This is a genomic window from Pseudomonas sp. Irchel 3A7, from assembly GCF_900187565.1.
Lineage (GTDB): Bacteria > Pseudomonadota > Gammaproteobacteria > Pseudomonadales > Pseudomonadaceae > Aquipseudomonas.
In genome coordinates this window covers 39,908-60,314 of the sequence record NZ_FYED01000015.1, presented here as the reverse complement: position 1 = coordinate 60,314, position 20,407 = coordinate 39,908, and the positions used below count along the sequence as shown (strand labels likewise).

Genomic DNA, 20,407 nt, shown 5'->3' with positions numbered 1-20,407 from the left:
TTCCATTGTGGGAGCGAGCCTGCTCGCGAAGAGGCCATCAGCCTCAAAGAAATTCTCAGGCCTTGGCGAGTGCCGGCAAATCCCCGGTCAACCCCAGCGCCTCGCGCACGAACAACGACTTGGCCTCGGGCATCCGGTCGACCATTTTCAATCCGGTATTACGCAACCAGCGCACCGGCAACGGATCAGCCTGGAACAAGCGCTCGAAACCTTCCATCGCCGCCATCAGTGCCAGGTTGTGAGGCATGCGTCGACGCTCGTAACGGCTGAGCACCTTCACATCCGCCAGGCGCTCACCGCGGGCGGCCGCTTGCTGCAGCACCTCGGCCAATACGGCGGCATCGAGGAACCCGAGATTCACGCCCTGCCCGGCCAACGGGTGAATGGTGTGCGCCGCGTCGCCGATCAGCGCCAGGCCTTCAGCCACGTAACGCTTGGCATGACGCTGACGCAGCGGCACACACAGGCGCGGGTCAGCGTTGAGTACGCTGCCCAGCTGGCCTTCGAAGGCTCGCTCCAGCTCGCGACAAAAACCTTCGTCATCCAGTGCCATCAGGCGTTCGGCTTCGCTTGGCGTGGTCGACCAGACGATCGAACACCAATCCTGCCGGCCATCCCGCTCCAGCGGCAGGAACGCCAACGGGCCGTTATCGGTAAAGCGTTGCCAGGCGGTCATTTGATGGGGTTTCGAGCAGCGCACGCTGGTGACGATGGCGTGGTGCAGATAATCCCACTCCCGTGTCGCGACGCCGGTCAGGCGCCGAACCGCCGAGTTGGCGCCATCCGCCGCGATCACCAGGGGCGCGCGCAAGGTGCGGCCATCGGCCAGGGTCAGCAGCCAGTCATCGCCGGAGCGGCGCATTTGTTCCAGGCGCGCGTTGGCGAGCAGGCCAAGATCGCAGTCGTGCAAGCGATCGAGCAAGGCATCCTGCACCACCCGATTCTCGACAATGTGGCCCAGTACATCGGCGTGGACGCTGCCCGCCGAAAAGTGGATCTGCCCGGTGCCGCTGCCATCCCAGACCTGCATGTCGCTGTAAGGACTGCTGCGTCGGTTGGCGATGCCGTCCCAGACACCCAGGCGTTCGAGAATCCGTTGACTGGCGATGGACAAGGCACTCACCCGGGGTTCAAACGGTGCCTGGGCATCAAACGGTTTGACGCTCAGGGGGCTGCCGTCCAGCAGCAGGACTTCCAGCCCGCTGTCCTGCAACGCCAGCGCCAGGGCGCTGCCGACCATTCCGGCCCCGACAATCAGCAGATCTGCGCGCATTTCCATGCTTTAAGCCTGTCTCGCTTGCGGCTTGAGCCGCACGTAAAGGGTTGTTCCGACGCGCGCCACCAGGTTGCCGGCGCCGTCGTGAATATCGACCTGCAATTGCGGCAGGTATTTTTGGCCATCGACCGTCTGCCGACGGATCGTCGGGCTAAACATCAGGACGCGTACCCAGCCCCATGGCCTGCCGGGCGAACCAGCGCTTGGCTGGCGGCAATAGATCGAGACCAAGCAGGCCGAGATTGCGCCCCAGCGAAACCAATGGCTGCGTGCTGCCGAACAAACGCGTGACCTGATCGGAAAAGCCGACGGTCAGGTTCTGATCCAGGCGCTGGTGTTCGCGATAGGCCTGCAAGGTCGCGAAGTCCCCCAGCGCCTGTTCGCTGGCGAGCAACGCATCGGCCAGCGCCTGGGCATCGCGCAGGGACAGGTTGAAACCCTGACCGGCAATCGGGTGCAGGCTGTGAGCGGCGTTGCCGAGAATCGCCAGGTGCGGTCGCACCTGCTCTTCGGCCTCCACCAGCGACAGCGGATACAGGTGCCGCGCACCGACCTGCTTCAACGTGCCGAGGCGATAGCCGAATACGCCCTGCAATTCACTGAGGAAATCGCGTTCATCGAGGGCGGCCAGGCGTTGTGCGTCCATTCCCAGGCGGGTCCAGACCAAGGCACAGCGGTTGTCCGGCAGCGGCAGCAAGGCCATCGGACCATCGTCGGTGAAACGCTCGAAGGCCATGCCGTTATGGGCTTCGCTCGGGGTGATGTTGGCGATCAGCGCGCTCTGGTTGTACGGACGCGTCTTGATGCCGACGCCCAGCTGCTCGCGCAGGCCGGAACGGCCACCGTCGGCGAGTACCGCCAGATCGCAATCCAGCGTGGTTTCGTCATTGAGCGTCAGGCGATAGCCGTCGGTGAGCGGCTCCATGCGCGTGACTTCCGCCGGGCAGCGCCAACTGATCACGTCCTTGTCCAGGCCTTGCCACAGGCATTGGCCAAGCCAGGCATTTTCCACCACGTAACCCAGCGCCGGGACGCCTTCTTCCATCGCCGACAGCCGCGCCGTGGAAAAACGTCCCCGGTCCGAGACATGAATCTGCTTGATCGGCTCGGCGCGGCGGGAAATTTCCTGCCAGACGCCCAACCGCTGATAAATCTGCCTCGCGCCAAAGGACAATGCCGTGGAACGCGCGTCGTAGCTCGGCTGGTACGTGTCGCCAGGTGCGAACGGCTCGATCAGCACGATCTTCCAGCCACGGGCCTTGGCCCCGGCCTGCAACGCCATCGCCAAGCTGGCGCCCACCAGGCCGCCGCCGATAATCGCCAGATTGACCCGATTCATGCCGCTTGTGTCCGTGCTTGCGCCATCAAGGCCTCGATCTCCGCGACTGTTTTCGGTACGCCTTTGGTGAGGATTTCACAACCGCTTTTGGTGACCACGACATCGTCCTCAATGCGCACACCAATGCCGCGCCATTTCTTCGCAACATGCTTGTTGTCCGGTGCAATGTAGATACCCGGCTCCACGGTCAGGGCCATGCCGACTTCCAGCACTCGCCATTCGCCGCCGACCTTGTACTCGCCCACGTCATGTACATCCATTCCCAACCAGTGCCCGGCGCGGTGCATGTAAAACGCTTTGTAGGCTTCGCCGGCGATCAACTCGTCGACGTCGCCTTGCAACAGACCCAACTCAACCAGACCGCGGGTTATCACCCGAACCGTGGCTTCGTGGGCCTGGTTCCAGTGTTTGTTCGGAGCGATTTCGGCAAATGCGGCTTCCTGGGCAGCCAGCACCAGTTCGTAGATCGCCTTCTGCTCCGCGGAATACTTGCCATTGACCGGCCAGGTACGGGTGATATCGCTGGCGTAACAGTCAATCTCGCAGCCGGCGTCGATCAACACCAGGTCCCCGTCCTTGAGCACGGCGTCATTCTGCTGGTAATGCAGGATGCAACTATTACGCCCCGCCGCGACGATCGAGCCATAGGCCGGCATCTTCGCCCCGCCCTTGCGGAACTCGTAATCGAGCTCGGCTTCCAGGCTGAACTCGTGCAAACCGGCACGGCTGGCCTGCATTGCGCGCACGTGGGCCTGGGCGGAAATCCGTGCGGCCTCGCGCATCACTTTCACTTCTGCCGCCGATTTATACAGGCGCATGTCGTGAAGCAGATGATCCAGGGCAACGAATTCGTTCGGTGGCTGGGCACCGAGGTTCGCCTTGGAGCGGATCACGTTGATCCAGTCCATCAGGTGGCGGTCGAATTCCGGGTTGCTGCCCATGGCCGAATAAACCCGGTCACGACCTTCGATCAAGCCGGGCAGGATGTCGTCGATGTCCGCGATCGGAAAAGCGTCGTCGGCGCCGAAATCGCGAATCGCGCCTTCCTGGCCGGCACGCAGGCCGTCCCACAGCTCCCGCTCGGCGTTGCGCTCGCGGCAGAACAGAATGTATTCGCCGTGCAGCCGCCCCGGCATCAAGACCAGCACGGCCTGTGGCTCGGGGAAACCACTGAGGTACTGGAAGTCACTGTCCTGACGGTAGACGTGCTCGACGTCACGGTTGCGAATGGCCACCGCGGCGGCGGGAAGGATAGCGATGCTGTTGGGTTCCATCTGCGCCATCAGGGCCTTGCGGCGACGGTTGTATTCCGCTTTCGGGATATGAATCATGGGCAGATGGCGTTCCCTGTCTTCGATTAGTGCAACGACGGTTTGGCAGCCGCCGGTTCGTCCGCTTTCCTGGTTTCGGAGAACAGCAGCAGCGGCGCGACGCGCAGATACTCCATGACTTCCATGTAGTCGGTTTCGCCGTCCTCGGACTCTTCCAGAGCGTCCTGGACCTGGGAAATGGCGGCCAGGTCCTGCAACACTTCGGTGGCCTCGGTGCTCAGCATGCTGCTGTCACGGCAGTTCAGACCGAAACCGCTAAGGAAGCCCTGGCACCATTGGCCCAGTGCCGCGGCGCGTTCGGCCAGCGGAGCGTCGTCGGTCGGCAGCAACAGAACGACGGTCACGTCTTCGCCGGTGAGTTCGCCCTTGACCATCTCTTGCAGGCCGATCAGGGCAGCGCGAACGTTGTCCTGCGGCTCGCTTTCGAGCAACTCGGCGGCGTCGATCAACCAGCCCTCGGCATCGAAACCGGCGCCGGCGCAGCTGCGGCCGAGCAACAGGCCGTGCAGTTCGGCAGGCGAGACAGGGTGGCCGCTGGAAGTCAGCAGGGTGGCGAAGGCTTGGTACGGAGAATTCTGAATGGGCATGGGCAGCTAGGCGCCAGACGGCGCTATGTCTAGAATGAAGGCCTTGTATCCTACATCGACTACCCCTGTAGGAGCGAGCTTGCTCGCGATGGTCGTCAACGATAACGCTGGGTACCTGACACCCCGCGGCGTTCTCGGGTTCATCGCGAGCAAGCTCGCTCCTACAGTCCGACCCCCATCAGACAGTGAAGACAATGGAAGACACCGACCTGCAAGCGCTGATGGCCAGACTCGAACTGCTGATTACGCGAGTCGAGCAACTTAAGAGCCAAAACGGACTCTTACTAGCTCAGGAAAAGACCTGGCGCGAGGAACGCGCTCACCTCATTGAAAAAAACGAAATCGCCCGGCGTAAGGTCGAATCGATGATTTCGCGCCTCAAGGCCCTGGAGCAAGACTCATGAGTTCAAGCAATAGCGTCACCGTGCAGATCCTCGACAAAGAATATTCGATCATCTGCCCCCAGGAAGAACGCAGCAACCTGGTGAGCGCCGCCCGTTACCTGGACGGCAAGATGCGCGAAATCCGCAGCAGCGGCAAAGTCATCGGCGCCGACCGCATCGCCGTCATGGCCGCGTTGAACATCACCCACGACTTGCTGCACAAGGAAGAACGCCCGGATATCCAGGCCAGCGGCTCGACCCGCGAGCAGGTACGCGACCTGCTCGATCGCGTCGATCTGGTGCTCGCCACCGATCCGGACGTCACCAAAGGCTGATTCGCGCTACCGCTTGCGGTATACTCTTTTCACTCCCTGGGGTGCTTGCCAGTTGACGACGTCCCTGAGCCGATTTGCTATACCCTGGAGGTCGCACGTTGGGCTGGTGTGCATGTCCGCTAGACGGAAAGCCTTAAAGCCTACTGCGTCTTCCACCTTGAACTCTCGGGTTCAAGGGCTAAGTCGACAGCGGCACATTCGGGGAGCCTGATTCCAGCCGATGCCGGTTTTTATACCGGCATCGGCTTTTTTATAGATTCGCTTTTCTACAGAAGATACGCTTCACGTACCTGTACTGCCGAAGCCGGAATTCATGAACGAACCTGCGCTGCTTCCCCGCCCGCAACTTCGACGCATGCTGCGCAAGGCCCGCCGCGCACTGACACCCAGTCAGCAGCGCCAGGCGGCTCGCGGGCTGTACAAGCAATTGGCCCAGCAACCGCTGTTCCGCCGCGCCAAACACATCTCTCTTTATCTGCCCACCGACGGCGAAATCGATCCGCGCCTGCTGCTGCGTGCCGCCCAGCGTCGGGGCAAGGCCACCTATCTGCCGGTGCTCAGCGCCTGGCCGCGGACCAAGATGGTGTTCCAGCGCATCCGGCCCGGCGAAAAACTCACGCCCAACCGTTTTCGCATTCTCGAACCCAGGCACAACCTCGCCCGGCAACGTAAAGTCTGGGCGTTGGATCTGGTGTTGTTACCCTTGGTGGGATTCGATGATGTCGGCGGGCGCCTGGGCATGGGCGGTGGTTTCTATGATCGAAGCCTGGCCTACCTGGCGCGCCGACATGACTGGCGCAAGCCGACGCTGCTGGGGCTGGCCCATGAATGTCAGAAGGTGGGGCGACTGGCTCAGGCGAGCTGGGATGTGCCGTTGCACGGAACGGTAACGGACAAGGCCTGGTACGGAGCACGCTAGACGCCACTACCCTCGGAGGCGTCGAAAAAACAGGATCAGCGCTTGAAGGCTGTCGACTGTTGCTGCAACGCCGAGACCTCGATTGGCGCATCAGTCTTGTTGCTCCACAGGCTTTGGGCATAGCCAGTGGTCACGACGCCAAGGCCGAACAAAATAACCAAAATCCATAGTAAATCCGGTTTGCGTTTCATCGATTGCCCCCCAAAGGCATATCAACACGATGACAGCAGCGGTTTCCGTTTGTAGGCCGTGCAGCAGCGTCAAGCTTTAAAGGCCGGCATTTTGCGACAACGTGAACCGGCACGCAAATGCTGGCGTCAACCGACTGTCGGTTTGTCATAAAATTGCCGGACAACCTGTCCACACACCTCGCAAGGAGCCAAACCATGGCCTATTGGCTGATGAAATCCGAGCCCGACGAACTCTCGATCAAAGCTCTGGAAAAACTCGGCAAAGCGCGCTGGGACGGGGTTCGCAACTATCAGGCGCGGAATTTTCTACGGTCCATGGCAGTGGGGGACGAGTTCTTCTTCTATCACTCCAGTTGCCCCGAACCGGGCATCGCCGGGATCGGCAAAATTGTCGAAGCCGCGTATCCGGACCCGACAGCGCTGGAGCCTGAAAGCCATTACTACGATCCGAAGGCTACCGCAGAGAAAAATGCCTGGAGCGCGATTGATGTCGCGCATGTGCAGACATTCTCCAGGGTATTGAAGCTGGACTATCTGAAGCAGCAGGTGGCGCTGGCGGAAATGCCCTTGGTGCAGAAGGGTTCGAGGCTGTCGGTGATGCCGGTGACGGCGGAGCAGTGGGCAGCCGTTATTGCGCTCAAGCCGTAAGGCTTGTGGCGACATACTAAATGCTTTCGCGAGCAGGCTCGCTCCCACAGGAAAACTCTTTCAAATGTGGGAGCGAGCCTGCTCGCGAAGAGCCCCGCCCGGACAGCGAACGACTTACTGGATGATGAGGTTGTTGAACAACAGATCCTCAACCACCGGTTTCCCGGTCTCATCATTCATGACCTGCTGGGTCTGCTTCAGTGCTTCCTGACGCAACTTTTCCTTGGCCTCGACGTTGTTCATCGTCTCGGTGGTCTGCTGGGCAAACAGCGCCACCAGCTGATTACGAATCAACGGCTCGTTGGCCTTGACCGCCTTGGTCGCCTCGTCGCCCGTCACACGCAACGCCACATCGGCCTTGTAGACCTTGAGTTTGGGCGTGCCGTCCAATCCGTAGTTACCCACGAACGGCGGACTCAGGGTGATGTAATTGACCTTCGGTGCCGCACCTTCTTTGGCTTCTTCGGCCACCGCTGCCACAGGCAGGGACAGGGCCAGCATCAACATGATCCACGCTTTCACAATTCACTCCTTATCCGGTTTGCGGCCTAGCATAACGACCCGTCGTTCAAGCACAAGCTTATGGCTGACTATCAGGGCGGGGCATGCTCGTTGACCCGTTGACTCACACACCTACACTTATCGGCCATCACTCCCAAAGGAATAGCCCTGATGAAAGCCGTGCTGTGCAAAGCCTTCGGCCCTGCCGAATCGCTGGTGCTGGAAGACGTCGCCAGTCCTGTCGCGAAGAAGAACGAAATCCTGCTGGACGTGCACGCCGCCGGGGTGAATTTCCCGGACACGCTGATCATCGAGGGCAAGTACCAGTTCAAACCGCCCTTCCCGTTTTCCCCGGGCGGCGAAGCGGCCGGCGTGGTCAGCGCAGTGGGCGAAAAGGTCAGCCACCTGAAAGTCGGCGACCGGGTCATGGCCCTGACGGGCTGGGGCAGCTTTGCCGAACAGGTCGCAGTGCCGGGCTACAACGTGCTGCCGATCCCGCCGTCCATGGACTTCAATACCGCCGCCGCCTTCAGCATGACCTACGGCACCTCGATGCACGCGCTCAAGCAGCGCGGCAACCTGCAACCCGGTGAAACCCTGCTGGTACTCGGCGCCTCGGGCGGTGTCGGCCTTGCAGCTGTGGAAATCGGCAAGGCCATGGGCGCCCGGGTGATCGCCGCCGCCAGCAGCGCCGAAAAACTGGCCGTGGCCAAGGCTGCCGGTGCCGATGAACTGATCAACTACAGCGAAACCAGCCTCAAGGATGAAATCAAGCGTCTGACCGATGGCCAGGGCGCCGACGTGATCTACGATCCGGTGGGCGGCGACCTGTTCGACCAGGCTATCCGTGCTATCGCCTGGAACGGCCGCCTGCTGGTGGTCGGCTTCGCCAGCGGTCGCATTCCCGAACTCCCGGTCAACCTCGCCCTGCTTAAAGGCGCAGCCGTACTCGGTGTGTTCTGGGGCTCGTTTGCCCAGCGTCAGCCACAGGACAACGCGGCGAACTTCCAGCAATTGTTTGGCTGGTTTGCCGAAGGCAAATTGAAGCCGCTGGTGTCGCAGGTGTATCCGCTGAGTGATGCCGCACAAGCCATCAATGATCTTGGCCAGCGCAAGGCGGTCGGTAAGGTGGTGGTGCAGGTTCGCTGACGACTCCCCAAAATCGGTCTGGACAGCCGCTGACACTGTCCAGACCGGACAACACTAAAGCAACTTGCGAATCTCCTCCGGCAAAAACCTCACATATCTGGAAACCGGGCTGTTCAGGCATTGCCTGACAATGATCGGGACTTTCCTGTTCATCCTGGCTATCAGCGCCAGGCGCCGCTCATTAGGCAACGTTGTCGTAGAAAAGGCGTTCGATAGATAGGCACGGGTGTAGTGGAACGCAGGGGTATCAGCCCAGGCGTGTTCCGGGGTGTTAACGGTGATTTCGTTGAGTTCGCGGCATTTCAACGCCTTGAGCCATTCATTGAGGTGAAGTGGCAGCGCTGAGTCGAACCCGAAGATCATCGGCGCAATCACTTCCTGCTCGGCTGGCTTGTCCCCCTCGATCGTCCAGGGCTTGAACCGCCACTGACCTACCGCAACCCGGGTCGCCTCGGCAAGATCAGGGTGGTCGCTTTGCAAAATGCTCACTTTGCTGACTGAACCATCGGCATGGACCACGAACCTGACCCGGACATTGCCGATGATCCCGGCCCGTTGCAGCGCTGGCGGGTAAATCGGCTTGGGGTTGTGCTCCGGTATCAGAAACACCTCGCCCGCTCTGCTTTCAACAGACAACACCAACAACAGCACCACACAAACCACCCACCGCATAACGCCTCCCCTTCGCACCTGAATTGCCAGACCTGGCAGCAGGACAAAGGGTAAAGATCGAAGGCTTTGGGCTGAAGGTCATGGCTTCCGGTAGCCATGCAGGACATTTCCCAAACACCTGCCCTACTCCGGAAGAATCAGGCGTCTCATTGCGGCACCAGGTAACCCTTCCTACACCGTCTTTCATTTATGTCTGAGCGACATGTTCATAAAGGAACGCTCGACTTCCAACATTTCCGCTATTTGGTCGATGAGACCCAGTGCTATTTTCGGTAACGAAACTGTAATATTCGCATCCGCAGTCAAAACAAGAAAACTGGAGCTTTTGAATGTTTGCTTTCTTTCGTCCTGCCGCACATCAGGCTCCACTGCCTGAAGAAAAAATAGACAGCACCTACCGACGCCTGCGCTGGCAGATCTTCGCCGGTATCTTCATCGGTTACGCCGGTTATTACCTGCTGCGCAAAAACTTCTCCCTGGCCATGCCTTACCTGATCGAAGAGGGTTACACCCGCGGTGAGCTGGGCGTGGCGTTGTCGGCGATTGCCATTGCCTACGGCTTGTCCAAGTTCCTGATGGGCATTGTTTCCGACCGTTCCAACCCGCGCTTCTTCCTGCCGTTCGGCCTGATGGTCTCGGCTGCAGTAATGTTCATTTTCGGTTTTACGCATTGGGCGACGTCCAGCGTGACCATCATGTTCGTCCTGCTGTTCATCAATGGCTGGGCGCAAGGCATGGGCTGGCCGCCGAGTGGGCGGACCATGGTGCACTGGTGGTCGCAGAAGGAACGCGGCGGCGTGGTGTCGCTGTGGAACGTGGCACACAACGTTGGCGGCGGCTTGATCGGCCCGCTGTTCCTGATCGGCATGGGCCTGTTCAACGACTGGCACGCGGCGTTCTACGTGCCGGCGGCGGTGGCCATGGCGGTGGCGGTGTTTGCCTTCATCACCATGCGCGACACCCCGCAATCGGTCGGCCTGCCGCCGATCGAGAAATACAAGAATGACTACCCGGAAGGCTACGACGCCAGCCACGAAGAAGAATTCAGCGCCAAGGAAATCTTCGTCAAATACGTGCTGCGCAACAAAATGCTCTGGTACATCGCCCTGGCCAACGTCTTTGTCTACCTTTTGCGCTATGGCGTACTGGACTGGGCACCGACCTACCTCAAGGAAGCCAAGGGCTTCACCGTGGACAAGACGTCGTGGGCGTACTTCTTCTACGAGTGGGCCGGTATTCCGGGCACGCTGCTGTGCGGCTGGATGTCGGACAAGATCTTCCGTGGCAACCGTGGCCTGACCGGCATGGTGTTCATGGCACTGGTGACCGTGGCGACGCTGGTGTACTGGCTCAACCCGGCCGGCAACCCGACGGTCGACATGATCGCGCTGGTTTCCATCGGCTTCCTGATCTATGGCCCGGTGATGCTGATCGGCCTGCAAGCGCTGGAACTGGCACCGAAGAAAGCCGCCGGTACGGCTGCCGGCTTCACCGGTCTGTTCGGATACCTGGGTGGTTCGGTCGCAGCCAGTGCAGCGATGGGCTACACCGTGGACCATTTCGGCTGGGACGGCGGTTTCGTTCTGTTGATCGGTGCCTGCCTGCTGGCAATGGCTTTCCTTGCGCCAACGCTGTGGCACAAGCAAGTCGCCAGTCAGAGCCGCGAAGCGATCGCCTGATCAACCTTTGATTTGCAGCGCTTGAGCCGCGCCTCCAGATTTCGGTCTGGCATGGCGTGGCTTCGCAGGGCGTGGGCGGTCTGCTCGACATAATCGCGAGTGGTGCCGTAACGCCCGCAAGCGTTTTCGAACACGTGGCTCAACACGTGATCCGGCAAGTTGCCTGCGTAGCTGGGCAGATGCCGCTCCAGAACAAATCCCAAGGCCTGAACCTGATTGCCGTCTTCAAGCCGGCAGTTGAGCCAGTGCGGGCGGTAGGATGGAAAAGGCATCTCGCGCTTCCACAGCGCATACAACGAAGCGTCCAGTTGTTCTTCCGGCAAGCGATAGGCGAATCCGCTGCAAGAGCCGCCGCGATCCAGGCCGAACACCAACCCGGGCATTTCCGGGGTGCCGCGATGTTCGTGGGACCACAGGTACAAACCGCGATGGTAGCCATGCACACGCCCGCGCACTCGCTCGACCGCTGTGCACTCCGGGCGCCAGATCAGCGATCCGTAAGCGAATAGCCACACCGGCCCGCCCTTGTGGCGCGCCATGGTCGATTGCATCGAGCTGAGCAATTGTTCATGGGTGAGCTGCGGCCCCAGGTCGAGCCGCGGCGGGTAAGCCAGGTTCAAAATCGAAGATTCAATGGCGCTCATGGCGAATAGCGTTCAGCTCCCCGCGAATAAACAATTACTAAATAGAACGCACCGCTGTAGCTATAAGGCACATATGTATTCAAGTAATTGAAGCGCATTGGCGCAACTCTTAATTAATCACTTGAACCAGATATAACCTACCGACATTTATAAGTTTTTATAAATACCGATGGGCTATATAGAGGGTTATAAACCCTGTAGGAGCGAGCTCTGCTCGCGATGGACTCAAGAACACCGCGGACAGCCAGATGCCCCGCGCAATCGTGACGACCATCGCGAGCAGAGCTCGCTCCTACAGGGATGGCGTCAGGATCTGGGATCAAGAGCGTGGCGCATACGCAAACACGTCGGCGCGCATCTGGTGCGCATCCATCCCCGCCTCGACCAGCGCATCCAGCGTGCCGTAGACCATCGCCGGCGAACCACTGGCATACACGTGCAAGGCCTTGAGGTCGGGAAAGTCTTCGCATACCGCTTCATGCAACATGCCGCAACGCCCCTGCCAACCGCAGTGATCGCTGACGACTTTGTGCAGGAACAGATTAGGTAGCTTCAGCCACTCATCCCAATGTTCGACTTCGTAGAAGTCTTCTGGACGACGCACGCCCCAATACAGATGAACCGGGTGCTTGAAGCCGGTCGCGCGGCAATGTTCGATCAGGCCATGAATCTGGCCCATGCCGGTGCCCGCGGCGATCAACACCAATGGACCGTCCGGCAACTCGGCCAGGTGTGCATCACCGAACGGCATGTCGATTCGCACCAGCGAGTCGCGCTGCAGCTGTTTGATCAAACTTTGTGCACTGGCCTCGCGCGCCAGCACGTGGATTTCCAGATCACGCCCGCCCGAAGGCGCCGAGGCCAGGGAAAAGGACGACTTTTCGCCGTTTTCCCGGTGGATCATCAGGTACTGCCCGGCGTGGTAGCGCGGCGGCTTGCCGGCCGGCGCCCGCAGCCGCACCCGCCAGGTATCACCACCGACCTCGGTGCAACTGGTGACCTGACACGACAGACTGCGCACCGGCAATTCTCCCAGCGCGAGCACGCCATCCCACAGCACGATGCAGTCTTCCAGCGGCTCTGCTATGCAAGTGTAGAACTCGCCATGGTCACGCACATGCCCGGCCTGTTCGACACTGCCTTCGACCAGCAGCGCCGCGCACACGTGGCAATTGCCGTTGCGACAGCTTTGCGGGCATTCATAGCCCAGACGCCGTGCGCCATCGAGAATCCGCTCGCCGGGCAAGATATCCAGCACTGCTCCGGAGGGCTGCAAGGTTACACGCATCAATCTATTCCTAACTGATTCCAGATGGCATCGATCCGCTGGGTCACGGCGTCGTCCTTGACGATCACCCGACCCCATTCACGCGTGGTTTCGCCTGGCCACTTATGCGTGGCATCGAGGCCCATCTTCGAACCCAGGCCGGAGACCGGCGAGGCGAAGTCGAGGTAGTCGATCGGCGTGTTCTCGATCATCACCGTGTCGCGCTTGGGGTCCATACGCGTGGTGATGGCCCAGATCACATCGTTCCAGTCCCGCGCGTTGATATCGTCGTCAGTGACGATAACGAACTTGGTGTACATGAACTGTCGCAAAAACGACCAGACACCAAGCATTACCCGCTTGGCATGCCCCGGATACGACTTCTTCATGGTCACGACGGCCATGCGGTACGAACAGCCTTCGGGCGGCAGGTAGAAGTCGGTGATTTCCGGAAACTGCTTCTGCAGGATAGGCACGAACACTTCGTTGAGCGCCACGCCGAGAATCGCCGGCTCATCCGGTGGTCGCCCCGTATAGGTGCTGTGATAAATCGGCTTGATGCGATGGGTAATGCGCTCGACCGTGAACACCGGGAAGCTGTCGACTTCGTTGTAGTAACCGGTGTGGTCGCCGTACGGCCCCTCATCGGCCATCTCGCCCGGATGGATCACACCTTCAAGGATGATTTCGGCGGTGGCCGGCACTTGCAGGTCGTTGCCGCGACACTTCACCAGTTCGGTGCGGTTACCACGCAGCAGACCGGCGAAGGCGTATTCGGAGAGGCTGTCCGGCACCGGCGTGACGGCGCCAAGAATGGTCGCGGGATCGGCACCCAGCGCCACGGAGACCGGGAACGGCTGGCCGGGGTGCTTCTCGCACCACTCGCGGTAATCCAGCGCGCCGCCACGATGGCTCAGCCAGCGCATGATGACTTTGTTGCGGCCAATCACCTGCTGCCGGTAGATACCGAGGTTCTGCCGGTCTTTGTTCGGACCCTTGGTGACGGTCAGACCCCAGGTGATCAGCGGTGCGACGTCGCCCGGCCAGCAGGTCTGCACCGGCAACTTCGCCAGATCGACGTCGTCGCCTTCGATGACCACTTCCTGACAGATCGCGTCTTTGACGACTTTAGGCGCCATCGAGATGATCTTGCGGAAGATCGGCAGCTTGGACCAGGCGTCTTTAAGGCCTTTCGGCGGCTCGGGCTCCTTGAGGAACGCCAGCAATTTGCCGATCTCGCGCAGCTCGCTGACCGCTTCGGCGCCCATGCCCAATGCAACGCGCTCGGGGGTACCGAACAGGTTGCCGAGCACGGGGATATCAAAACCGGTGGGTTTTTCGAAAAGCAGGGCCGGACCCTTGGCGCGCAAGGTGCGATCGCAGACCTCGGTCATTTCGAGTACTGGGGACACCGGAACCTGGATGCGCTTGAGTTCACCGCGCTTTTCCAGCCCGCTGATAAAGTCGCGCAAGTCGCGATACTGCATGCGTGAGCCTCGTGTTGGCCGTGGCGTTCGGGGGCAGGCAGTTTAGCGCCGAACCCCTCGGTTCAGAACAACGAACTGCCAGATCATCAAAATTCAGATAGCAAAAAGCCGGGTTTCCCCGGCTTCTGGCTGGACTATCGACTTACTTGCGCTTCATCGACAGGAAGAACTCATCGTTGGTCTTGGTCGTTTTCAGCTTGTCGACCAGGAATTCGATGGCCGCGACTTCGTCCATCGGGTGCAGCAGCTTGCGCAGGATCCACATGCGCTGCAACTCGTCGTCGGCAGTCAGCAACTCTTCACGGCGGGTGCCGGAACGGTTGATGTTGATGGCCGGGAAGACGCGTTTTTCAGCGATGCGGCGATCCAGAGGCAGCTCCATGTTGCCGGTGCCTTTGAATTCCTCGTAGATCACTTCGTCCATCTTCGAGCCGGTTTCAACCAGCGCGGTGGCGATGATGGTCAGCGAGCCGCCTTCTTCGATGTTCCGCGCGGCGCCGAAGAAACGCTTCGGTTTTTCCAGGGCGTGGGCATCGACACCACCGGTCAGTACCTTGCCGGAGCTCGGGATCACGGTGTTGTAGGCACGGGCCAGACGGGTGATGGAGTCGAGCAGGATCACCACGTCCTTCTTGTGTTCGACCAGGCGCTTGGCCTTCTCGATCACCATTTCGGCAACCTGCACGTGGCGGGTTGGCGGCTCGTCGAACGTCGAGGCAACCACTTCGCCGCGCACGGTGCGCTGCATTTCGGTTACTTCTTCCGGACGCTCGTCGATCAGCAGCACGATCAGATGAACTTCAGGGTTGTTACGCGCGATGTTCGCGGCGATGTTCTGCAGCATGATCGTCTTGCCCGCTTTCGGCGGTGCAACGATCAGACCGCGCTGGCCTTTGCCGATCGGGGCGCACAGGTCGATCACGCGACCGGTCAAGTCTTCGGTGGAACCGTTGCCGGCTTCCATCTTCATGCGCACGGTCGGGAACAGCGGGGTCAGGTTCTCGAAGAGAATCTTGTTTTTCGCGTTTTCCGGACGGTCGAAGTTGATCGTGTCGACCTTGAGCAGCGCGAAATAACGCTCGCCTTCCTTTGGAGGGCGGATCTTGCCAACGATGGTGTCACCGGTGCGCAAGTTGAAGCGGCGGATCTGGCTCGGCGAGACGTAGATATCGTCCGGGCCGGCGAGATAGGAAGCGTCAGCGGAGCGCAGGAAGCCGAAGCCGTCCTGGAGAATCTCCAGCACGCCATCACCGGAGATTTCCTCGCCGCTTTTCGCGTGCTTCTTGAGCAGGGAGAAAATCACGTCCTGCTTGCGCGAACGGGCCATATTTTCTATGCCCATCTGTTCGGCCAATTCGAGCAGTTCGGTAATCGGCTTTTGCTTGAGTTCAGTCAGATTCATATAGGAATGACGTAATCATTTATGGAGGGGGGAAATTAAGCTTTTGGCTTAATGAGGCCGCGCCGCGGAGAAGGCGACAGGATCGCGTACTTATTCGAAAAGGAGAGCGTCGGCGACGGCTAGCAGGGGGCAATGGAGAAACCAGTGCGGGGCCGAATGTATCACCTGAGTTTCGGAGCGTCTAGCCCTCAATAACGAAAAGGCCCCGCTATTTGCGGGGCCTTTTCGATGACAGGTTACAACGACGCTTAGATGTTGGCGTCGAGGAAAGCCGCCAGTTGCGACTTCGACAGTGCGCCGACCTTGGTCGCTTCAACGTTGCCGTTCTTGAACAGCATCAGGGTCGGGATACCACGCACGCCATGCTTGGCCGGGGTTTCCTGGTTTTCGTCGATGTTCAGTTTGGCAACGGTCAGCTTGCCTTTGTAGGTCTCGGCAATTTCGTCCAGAACAGGAGCGATCATTTTGCAAGGGCCGCACCACTCAGCCCAGTAGTCGACCAGTACAGCGCCTTCAGCCTTGAGTACGTCGGCCTCGAAGCTAGCGTCGCTAACGTGTTTGATAAGATCGCTGCTCATGGAATTCTCCAGGGTTGTAAGCAAAAAAACGTGGCCCATCATAGCTGCCCTTCCCGTGTTCAGGAAGCCGCAGTTGATTGAGTCTCGCTATGGTGGTCCATGAGTTTGGGTATAGCCCGGGTCACGCCGTGGCGGGAGCGACGAAGGCGATCCCGGTGCGCAGCGCCGCGTTGCGTACGTGTTCGTGCATGGCCTTCTGCGCAGCGCCAGAGGCCCGGCGAGCCAGCGCGCGAAGGATTTTGCGGTGTTCCTGCCACGTTTCCATGGCCCTTTCGGCCCGGATGAACGGTAGCTTCTGGCTTTCCAGGAAGATGTCGGCGCTGGCGGTCAGGATGCTCAACATCGCCTGATTGCCGCTGGCCAGCAGAATGCGCCGGTGGAATTCGAAGTCCAGGCGCGCCGCGGCTTCGAAGTCGCCAGCCTTCAGTTCGCCACGCATGGCGGCGACATTGTCTTCCAGCGCATCGAGCTCATCGGTACTCAACGTCACGGCGGCCAACCCCGCGGCAAACCCCTCCAGCGCGTAGCGCAACTGGAAAATATCCAATGGCGACGCCTGCGCCGCGAAAGGCCAACCGGGTGTCGCCTCGCCTCGCGGCAGATCCACCGGCGACTGCACGAATACACCTTTGCCCGGCTGGATGCTGATGACGCCCAGCGCACTGAGCGACGACAATGCCTCGCGCAACGACGCCCGACTGACCCCCAATTGCAGCGCCAGGTCCCGTTGCGAGGGCAAGGCATCGCCCGGGCCGAAGCCTTGCTCGGTGATCAGTTTGCGGATGGCTTGCAGCGCCACTTCAGGTACGGCGCGGGAGATCGAGTTCATGGTTTTCCAGACGAGCCAGGCCAATGTGCGGTCAGTTGTAAAGCTATTCGCGGCGTCCGGCAAGTCGTGCCCCATGGGGGTTCGGCCCTTGCTGCCGATGCGCTATCGAAGTGCGAAATCCTACTTGACTGTTCAGACCAGTAAGACCGAACAAACCCTTTGAAACCGGGGCCTGCCGAGCTCTTTCCCACAGATTGGCATGGCCCGTGCTCTGTCGAATCGCAGAAATCACTCCTCGCCGATTCGGAGATTTGCCATGACCCAGCGTTACAGCGCCCTCCTCGCTGCCCTGTTTGCCAGCCTGATGCTGATCCAGGCACCCGCCCACGCCGACGGCCTGGAGGATGTGGTCAAACGCGGCGTCCTCAAGGTCGCCGTGCCTCAGGACTTCCCGCCCTTCGGCTCGGTCGGTCCGGACATGAAGCCCCGTGGCCTGGACATCGACACCGCGAAACTGCTGGCCGACCAGCTCAAGGTCAAACTCGAACTGACCCCGGTCAACAGCACCAACCGCATCCCGTTCCTCACCACCGGTAAGGTCGACCTGGTGATTTCCAGCCTGGGCAAGAACCCCGAGCGGGAAAAAGTCATCGATTTCTCCCGGGCCTACGCACCGTTCTACCTCGCCGTGTTCGGCCCACCAGACGCCAACGTAAAAAGCCTGGACGACCTCAAGGGCAAAACCATCAGCGTCACTCGCGGCGCCATCGAAGACATCGAGCTGACCAAGGTCGCGCCCGAAGGCGTGACCATCAAGCGCTTCGAAGACAACAACTCGACCATCGCCGCCTACCTGGCCGGCCAGGTTGATCTGATCGCCAGCGGCAACGTGGTGATGGTCGCGATCAGCGAAAAGAGCCCCAAACGCGTGCCGGCGCTGAAAGTGAAGCTCAAGGATTCGCCGGTCTACGTGGGCGTGAACAAGAACGAGCCGGCGTTGCTGGACAAGGTCAACCAGATCCTCGTCAGCGCCAAAAGCGATGGCGCGCTGGAGAAAAATGCCCTGACCTGGTTGAAAGAACCGCTGCCGGCCGACCTTTGATTCGGCGCGCAGGAGACACGCTATGGCTTATCAGTTCGATTTCTTGCCCGTGGTGCACAACACCGACCTGCTGTTGCGCGGAGCGCTGTTCACCCTTGAGCTGACGGCCATCGGCGCAGTGCTGGGGGTGGGCCTGGGCATCGTCGGGGCGCTGGTGCGGGCGTGGAACATTCGCCCGTTCGCCGGAGTTTTCGCGGTGTACGTGGAATTGATCCGCAACACACCGTTTCTGGTGCAGTTGTTTTTCATCTTCTTCGGCCTGCCTTCCCTGGGCGTGCAGATCTCCGAATGGCAGGCAGCGGTGCTGGCAATGGTGATCAACCTGGGGGCTTATTCCACAGAAATCATCCGCGCCGGCATTCAGGCGATCCCCCGAGGCCAACTGGAAGCCGCCGCGGCCTTGGCGATGACGCGCTTCGAAGCCTTCCGCCATGTGGTGCTGCTGCCCGCGCTGAGCAAGGTCTGGCCGGCCCTGAGCAGCCAGATCATCATCGTCATGCTCGGCTCGGCGGTGTGTTCGCAGATCGCCACCGAAGAGCTGAGCTTCGCCGCCAACTTCATTCAATCGCGCAACTTCCGCGCCTTTGAAACCTACGCCCTGACCACGCTGCTCTACCTGTGCATGGCGCTGCTTATCCGTCAATTGCTGAACTGGATCGGCCAGCGCTTCATAGCGAGGAGCAGCCGATGAGCGATTTCACTTTCTGGGACATCGTGCGCAATTTGCTCACGGGCTTGCAGTGGACGCTGGCGCTGTCGTTGGTGGCATTCATTGGCGGCGGGCTGATCGGTTTGCTGATCATGGTCATGCGCATCTCGAAAAAATCCCTGCCACGCAGCTTCGCGCGCACTTACATCGAACTGTTCCAGGGCACGCCGTTGTTGATGCAGCTGTTCCTGGTGTTCTTTGGCGTGGCGCTGGCCGGGTTGGAAATTTCGCCGTGGATGGCGGCGGCGATCGCGTTGACGCTGTTCACCAGCGCTTATCTGGCGGAGATCTGGCGCGGTTGCGTCGAGTCGATCCCTAACGGCCAGTGGGAAGCCTCGTCGAGCCTGGCGCTGAACCCGTTGGAACAACTGCGCTACGTGATCCTGCCGCAGGCCTTGCGTATCGCGGTGGCGCCGACCGTAGGATTCTCGGTGCAAGTGGTCAAAGGCACCGCCGTGACCTCGATCATCGGCTTCACCGAATTGACCAAGACCGGCGGGATGCTCGCCAACGCGACGTTCGAACCCTTCATGGTCTACGGCCTCGTGGCCCTCGGTTACTTCCTGCTCTGTTATCCCCTATCCCTCAGTGCGCGCTACCTGGAAAGGAGACTGCATGCCTCTGCTTAGAATTTCCGCCCTGCATAAATACTACGGCGATCACCATGTGCTCAAAGGCATCGACCTGAGCGTCGAGGAAGGCCAGGTGGTAGCGATCATCGGACGCAGCGGCTCGGGCAAGTCGACCTTGCTGCGCACGCTCAACGGCCTGGAATCGATCAACGACGGCGTCATCGAGGTCGACGGCGAGTACCTCGACGCTGCCCGCGCCGACCTGCGCAGCCTGCGACAGAAAGTCGGGATGGTGTTCCAGCAGTTCAATCTGTTCCCGCACCTGACAGTGGGCGAGAACGTGATGCTCGCGCCACAAGTGGTGCAGAAAGTCCCGAAAGCCCAGGCCGCCGAACGGGCACGGCAGATGCTGGAGCGGGTTGGCCTGGGTGAGAAGTTCGATGCCTTCCCCGACCGACTGTCCGGTGGACAGCAACAGCGCGTGGCGATTGCCCGGGCCCTGGCAATGTCGCCGAAGGTGTTGCTGTGCGATGAAATCACCTCGGCCCTGGACCCGGAACTGGTCAACGAAGTGCTAAGCGTGGTTCGGCAACTGGCCAAGGAAGGCATGACATTGATCATGGTCACCCACGAAATGCGCTTTGCCCGGGAGGTTGGGGATAAGTTGGTGTTCATGCATCAAGGGCTGGTGCATGAGGTCGGGGATCCGAAAGTGTTGTTTGCCAACCCGCAGACGGCGGAGCTGGCGAACTTCATTGGAACGGTTGAGGCGACAACCTGAAAGAATTCAAGTGTCTGTGATATCCCCTTCGCGAGCAGGCTCGCTCCCACAGGATTGATGAGGTCCTTGTGGGAGCGAGCCTGCTC

Annotated in this window: 23 protein-coding genes, 1 other RNA gene and 1 pseudogene; 11 read left to right on the top strand and 14 right to left on the bottom strand. The window is 60.3% G+C overall.

Annotated features, from left to right (window positions below; all coding sequences use genetic code 11):
* Positions 1 to 55: 55 nt before the first annotated feature.
* From CKW21_RS23425 to CKW21_RS23405, 5 genes and pseudogenes are all read right to left on the bottom strand, one after another.
* A complete protein-coding gene (locus CKW21_RS23425) occupies positions 56 to 1,273 on the bottom strand; it encodes a 2-octaprenyl-3-methyl-6-methoxy-1,4-benzoquinol hydroxylase (RefSeq protein WP_170948713.1) in 1,218 nt (405 codons plus the stop codon).
* A gap of 9 nt (positions 1,274 to 1,282) precedes the next feature.
* Positions 1,283 to 1,420: pseudogene (locus CKW21_RS23420) on the bottom strand (tetrameric acyl-CoA thioesterase); the annotation flags it as partial.
* A gap of 7 nt (positions 1,421 to 1,427) precedes the next feature.
* Positions 1,428 to 2,615, bottom strand: a complete 1,188-nt coding sequence (gene ubiH / locus CKW21_RS23415; protein ID WP_095196274.1) for a 2-octaprenyl-6-methoxyphenyl hydroxylase — start codon at positions 2,613 to 2,615, stop codon at positions 1,428 to 1,430.
* Positions 2,612 to 3,946 carry a Xaa-Pro aminopeptidase gene (pepP, locus tag CKW21_RS23410; protein ID WP_095196273.1) on the bottom strand — a complete coding sequence of 445 codons (1,335 nt, stop codon included), beginning with the start codon at positions 3,944 to 3,946 and terminating at the stop codon, positions 2,612 to 2,614. The genes ubiH and pepP overlap by 4 nt, the downstream gene beginning before the upstream one ends.
* Before the next feature lie 26 nt (positions 3,947 to 3,972).
* The gene (locus CKW21_RS23405; RefSeq protein WP_095196272.1) at positions 3,973 to 4,533 is read right to left on the bottom strand and encodes a YecA family protein; all 561 of its coding nucleotides are present in this window, start codon (positions 4,531 to 4,533) and stop codon (positions 3,973 to 3,975) included.
* 194 nt (positions 4,534 to 4,727) lie between these two features.
* Between CKW21_RS23405 and CKW21_RS23395 the strand changes: the two genes are divergently transcribed.
* From CKW21_RS23395 to CKW21_RS23380, 4 genes are all read left to right on the top strand, one after another.
* Complete coding sequence (locus CKW21_RS23395; protein WP_007982902.1) at positions 4,728 to 4,937, top strand: TIGR02449 family protein; 210 nt, start codon at positions 4,728 to 4,730, stop codon at positions 4,935 to 4,937.
* Positions 4,934 to 5,251: a cell division protein ZapA gene (locus CKW21_RS23390; protein ID WP_008055229.1), complete on the top strand. Its 318-nt coding sequence runs from the start codon at positions 4,934 to 4,936 to the stop codon at positions 5,249 to 5,251. The genes CKW21_RS23395 and CKW21_RS23390 overlap by 4 nt, the downstream gene beginning before the upstream one ends.
* 30 nt (positions 5,252 to 5,281) lie before the next feature.
* Positions 5,282 to 5,460: non-coding RNA, 6S RNA (ssrS, locus tag CKW21_RS23385), on the top strand.
* Between the two features lie 104 nt (positions 5,461 to 5,564).
* Entirely contained in the window at positions 5,565 to 6,170 is a 606-nt protein-coding gene (locus CKW21_RS23380; protein WP_095196271.1) for a 5-formyltetrahydrofolate cyclo-ligase, read from the top strand.
* A gap of 35 nt (positions 6,171 to 6,205) precedes the next feature.
* Here the strand turns inward: CKW21_RS23380 and CKW21_RS31555 are convergent, their stop codons facing one another.
* Positions 6,206 to 6,361, bottom strand: a complete 156-nt coding sequence (locus tag CKW21_RS31555) for a hypothetical protein (protein ID WP_095196270.1) — start codon at positions 6,359 to 6,361, stop codon at positions 6,206 to 6,208.
* 195 nt (positions 6,362 to 6,556) lie between these two features.
* Here CKW21_RS31555 and CKW21_RS23370 point away from each other — a divergent pair, with 195 nt between their 5' ends.
* Positions 6,557 to 7,009, top strand: coding sequence for an EVE domain-containing protein (locus tag CKW21_RS23370; protein ID WP_095196269.1), 453 nt, complete (start codon positions 6,557 to 6,559; stop codon positions 7,007 to 7,009).
* Positions 7,010 to 7,123: 114 nt separating this feature from the next.
* Here CKW21_RS23370 and CKW21_RS23365 read toward each other — a convergent pair whose 3' ends face one another.
* Positions 7,124 to 7,531 carry a flagellar basal body-associated protein FliL gene (locus CKW21_RS23365; protein WP_095196268.1) on the bottom strand — a complete coding sequence of 136 codons (408 nt, stop codon included), beginning with the start codon at positions 7,529 to 7,531 and terminating at the stop codon, positions 7,124 to 7,126.
* 150 nt (positions 7,532 to 7,681) lie between these two features.
* Between CKW21_RS23365 and CKW21_RS23360 the strand changes: the two genes are divergently transcribed.
* Positions 7,682 to 8,659, top strand: a complete 978-nt coding sequence (locus CKW21_RS23360) for an NADPH:quinone oxidoreductase family protein (protein WP_095196267.1) — start codon at positions 7,682 to 7,684, stop codon at positions 8,657 to 8,659.
* Between the two features lie 54 nt (positions 8,660 to 8,713).
* On the opposite strand, the gene CKW21_RS23355 is transcribed toward CKW21_RS23360, so the two are convergent.
* On the bottom strand, positions 8,714 to 9,331 hold the full coding sequence (locus CKW21_RS23355) for an energy transducer TonB (protein WP_095196266.1): 618 nt from the start codon (positions 9,329 to 9,331) through the stop codon (positions 8,714 to 8,716).
* A gap of 329 nt (positions 9,332 to 9,660) precedes the next feature.
* Between CKW21_RS23355 and glpT the strand changes: the two genes are divergently transcribed.
* Entirely contained in the window at positions 9,661 to 11,010 is a 1,350-nt protein-coding gene (gene glpT / locus CKW21_RS23350) for a glycerol-3-phosphate transporter (protein WP_095196265.1), read from the top strand.
* Here glpT and CKW21_RS23345 read toward each other — a convergent pair.
* From CKW21_RS23345 to CKW21_RS23320, 6 genes are all read right to left on the bottom strand, one after another.
* Complete coding sequence (locus tag CKW21_RS23345; RefSeq protein ID WP_095196264.1) at positions 10,986 to 11,654, bottom strand: gamma-glutamylcyclotransferase; 669 nt, start codon at positions 11,652 to 11,654, stop codon at positions 10,986 to 10,988. The two genes, glpT and CKW21_RS23345, sit on opposite strands and share 25 nt — an antisense overlap.
* Positions 11,655 to 11,973: 319 nt before the next feature.
* Positions 11,974 to 12,942 (bottom strand): CDP-6-deoxy-delta-3,4-glucoseen reductase, encoded by a 969-nt coding sequence (locus CKW21_RS23340; RefSeq protein ID WP_095196263.1) that lies wholly within the window; start codon positions 12,940 to 12,942, stop codon positions 11,974 to 11,976.
* Positions 12,942 to 14,408, bottom strand: a complete 1,467-nt coding sequence (gene ubiD / locus CKW21_RS23335; RefSeq protein ID WP_095196262.1) for a 4-hydroxy-3-polyprenylbenzoate decarboxylase — start codon at positions 14,406 to 14,408, stop codon at positions 12,942 to 12,944. The genes CKW21_RS23340 and ubiD overlap by 1 nt, the downstream gene beginning before the upstream one ends.
* Positions 14,409 to 14,550: 142 nt before the next feature.
* Entirely contained in the window at positions 14,551 to 15,810 is a 1,260-nt protein-coding gene (gene rho, locus CKW21_RS23330) for a transcription termination factor Rho (RefSeq protein ID WP_003206716.1), read from the bottom strand.
* 248 nt (positions 15,811 to 16,058) lie between these two features.
* On the bottom strand, positions 16,059 to 16,388 hold the full coding sequence (gene trxA / locus CKW21_RS23325; protein WP_003206727.1) for a thioredoxin TrxA: 330 nt from the start codon (positions 16,386 to 16,388) through the stop codon (positions 16,059 to 16,061).
* A gap of 121 nt (positions 16,389 to 16,509) precedes the next feature.
* Positions 16,510 to 17,217, bottom strand: coding sequence for a FadR/GntR family transcriptional regulator (locus CKW21_RS23320; protein WP_095196261.1), 708 nt, complete (start codon positions 17,215 to 17,217; stop codon positions 16,510 to 16,512).
* A 256-nt stretch (positions 17,218 to 17,473) separates the two neighbouring features.
* Here CKW21_RS23320 and CKW21_RS23315 point away from each other — a divergent pair, with 256 nt between their 5' ends.
* From CKW21_RS23315 to CKW21_RS23300, 4 genes are read left to right on the top strand one after another with little or no spacing between them, the layout of a single operon-like run.
* Complete coding sequence (locus tag CKW21_RS23315; RefSeq protein ID WP_095196260.1) at positions 17,474 to 18,259, top strand: transporter substrate-binding domain-containing protein; 786 nt, start codon at positions 17,474 to 17,476, stop codon at positions 18,257 to 18,259.
* Between the two features lie 22 nt (positions 18,260 to 18,281).
* Entirely contained in the window at positions 18,282 to 18,950 is a 669-nt protein-coding gene (locus CKW21_RS23310; protein ID WP_095196259.1) for an amino acid ABC transporter permease, read from the top strand.
* Positions 18,947 to 19,597: an amino acid ABC transporter permease gene (locus tag CKW21_RS23305; protein ID WP_095196258.1), complete on the top strand. Its 651-nt coding sequence runs from the start codon at positions 18,947 to 18,949 to the stop codon at positions 19,595 to 19,597. The genes CKW21_RS23310 and CKW21_RS23305 overlap by 4 nt, the downstream gene beginning before the upstream one ends.
* The gene (locus tag CKW21_RS23300) at positions 19,584 to 20,321 is read left to right on the top strand and encodes an amino acid ABC transporter ATP-binding protein (protein ID WP_095196257.1); all 738 of its coding nucleotides are present in this window, start codon (positions 19,584 to 19,586) and stop codon (positions 20,319 to 20,321) included. Before CKW21_RS23305 ends, CKW21_RS23300 begins: the two co-directional genes overlap by 14 nt.
* Positions 20,322 to 20,407 lie beyond the last annotated feature (86 nt).

Bases quoted from the DNA above. Each gene is read 5' to 3' on its own strand.
- CKW21_RS23425 (WP_170948713.1), bottom strand. From the start codon at position 1,273: ATGCGCGCAGATCTGCTGATTGTCGGGGCCGGAATGGTCGGCAGCGCC.
- ubiH (WP_095196274.1), bottom strand. From the start codon at position 2,615: ATGAATCGGGTCAATCTGGCGATTATCGGCGGCGGCCTGGTGGGCGCC.
- pepP (WP_095196273.1), bottom strand. From the start codon at position 3,946: ATGATTCATATCCCGAAAGCGGAATACAACCGTCGCCGCAAGGCCCTG.
- CKW21_RS23405 (WP_095196272.1), bottom strand. From the start codon at position 4,533: ATGCCCATTCAGAATTCTCCGTACCAAGCCTTCGCCACCCTGCTGACT.
- CKW21_RS23395 (WP_007982902.1), top strand. From the start codon at position 4,728: ATGGAAGACACCGACCTGCAAGCGCTGATGGCCAGACTCGAACTGCTG.
- CKW21_RS23390 (WP_008055229.1), top strand. From the start codon at position 4,934: ATGAGTTCAAGCAATAGCGTCACCGTGCAGATCCTCGACAAAGAATAT.
- CKW21_RS23380 (WP_095196271.1), top strand. From the start codon at position 5,565: ATGAACGAACCTGCGCTGCTTCCCCGCCCGCAACTTCGACGCATGCTG.
- CKW21_RS31555 (WP_095196270.1), bottom strand. From the start codon at position 6,361: ATGAAACGCAAACCGGATTTACTATGGATTTTGGTTATTTTGTTCGGC.
- CKW21_RS23370 (WP_095196269.1), top strand. From the start codon at position 6,557: ATGGCCTATTGGCTGATGAAATCCGAGCCCGACGAACTCTCGATCAAA.
- CKW21_RS23360 (WP_095196267.1), top strand. From the start codon at position 7,682: ATGAAAGCCGTGCTGTGCAAAGCCTTCGGCCCTGCCGAATCGCTGGTG.
- CKW21_RS23355 (WP_095196266.1), bottom strand. From the start codon at position 9,331: ATGCGGTGGGTGGTTTGTGTGGTGCTGTTGTTGGTGTTGTCTGTTGAA.
- glpT (WP_095196265.1), top strand. From the start codon at position 9,661: ATGTTTGCTTTCTTTCGTCCTGCCGCACATCAGGCTCCACTGCCTGAA.
- CKW21_RS23345 (WP_095196264.1), bottom strand. From the start codon at position 11,654: ATGAGCGCCATTGAATCTTCGATTTTGAACCTGGCTTACCCGCCGCGG.
- CKW21_RS23340 (WP_095196263.1), bottom strand. From the start codon at position 12,942: ATGCGTGTAACCTTGCAGCCCTCCGGAGCAGTGCTGGATATCTTGCCC.
- ubiD (WP_095196262.1), bottom strand. From the start codon at position 14,408: ATGCAGTATCGCGACTTGCGCGACTTTATCAGCGGGCTGGAAAAGCGC.
- rho (WP_003206716.1), bottom strand. From the start codon at position 15,810: ATGAATCTGACTGAACTCAAGCAAAAGCCGATTACCGAACTGCTCGAA.
- trxA (WP_003206727.1), bottom strand. From the start codon at position 16,388: ATGAGCAGCGATCTTATCAAACACGTTAGCGACGCTAGCTTCGAGGCC.
- CKW21_RS23320 (WP_095196261.1), bottom strand. From the start codon at position 17,217: ATGAACTCGATCTCCCGCGCCGTACCTGAAGTGGCGCTGCAAGCCATC.
- CKW21_RS23315 (WP_095196260.1), top strand. From the start codon at position 17,474: ATGACCCAGCGTTACAGCGCCCTCCTCGCTGCCCTGTTTGCCAGCCTG.
- CKW21_RS23310 (WP_095196259.1), top strand. From the start codon at position 18,282: ATGGCTTATCAGTTCGATTTCTTGCCCGTGGTGCACAACACCGACCTG.
- CKW21_RS23305 (WP_095196258.1), top strand. From the start codon at position 18,947: ATGAGCGATTTCACTTTCTGGGACATCGTGCGCAATTTGCTCACGGGC.
- CKW21_RS23300 (WP_095196257.1), top strand. From the start codon at position 19,584: ATGCCTCTGCTTAGAATTTCCGCCCTGCATAAATACTACGGCGATCAC.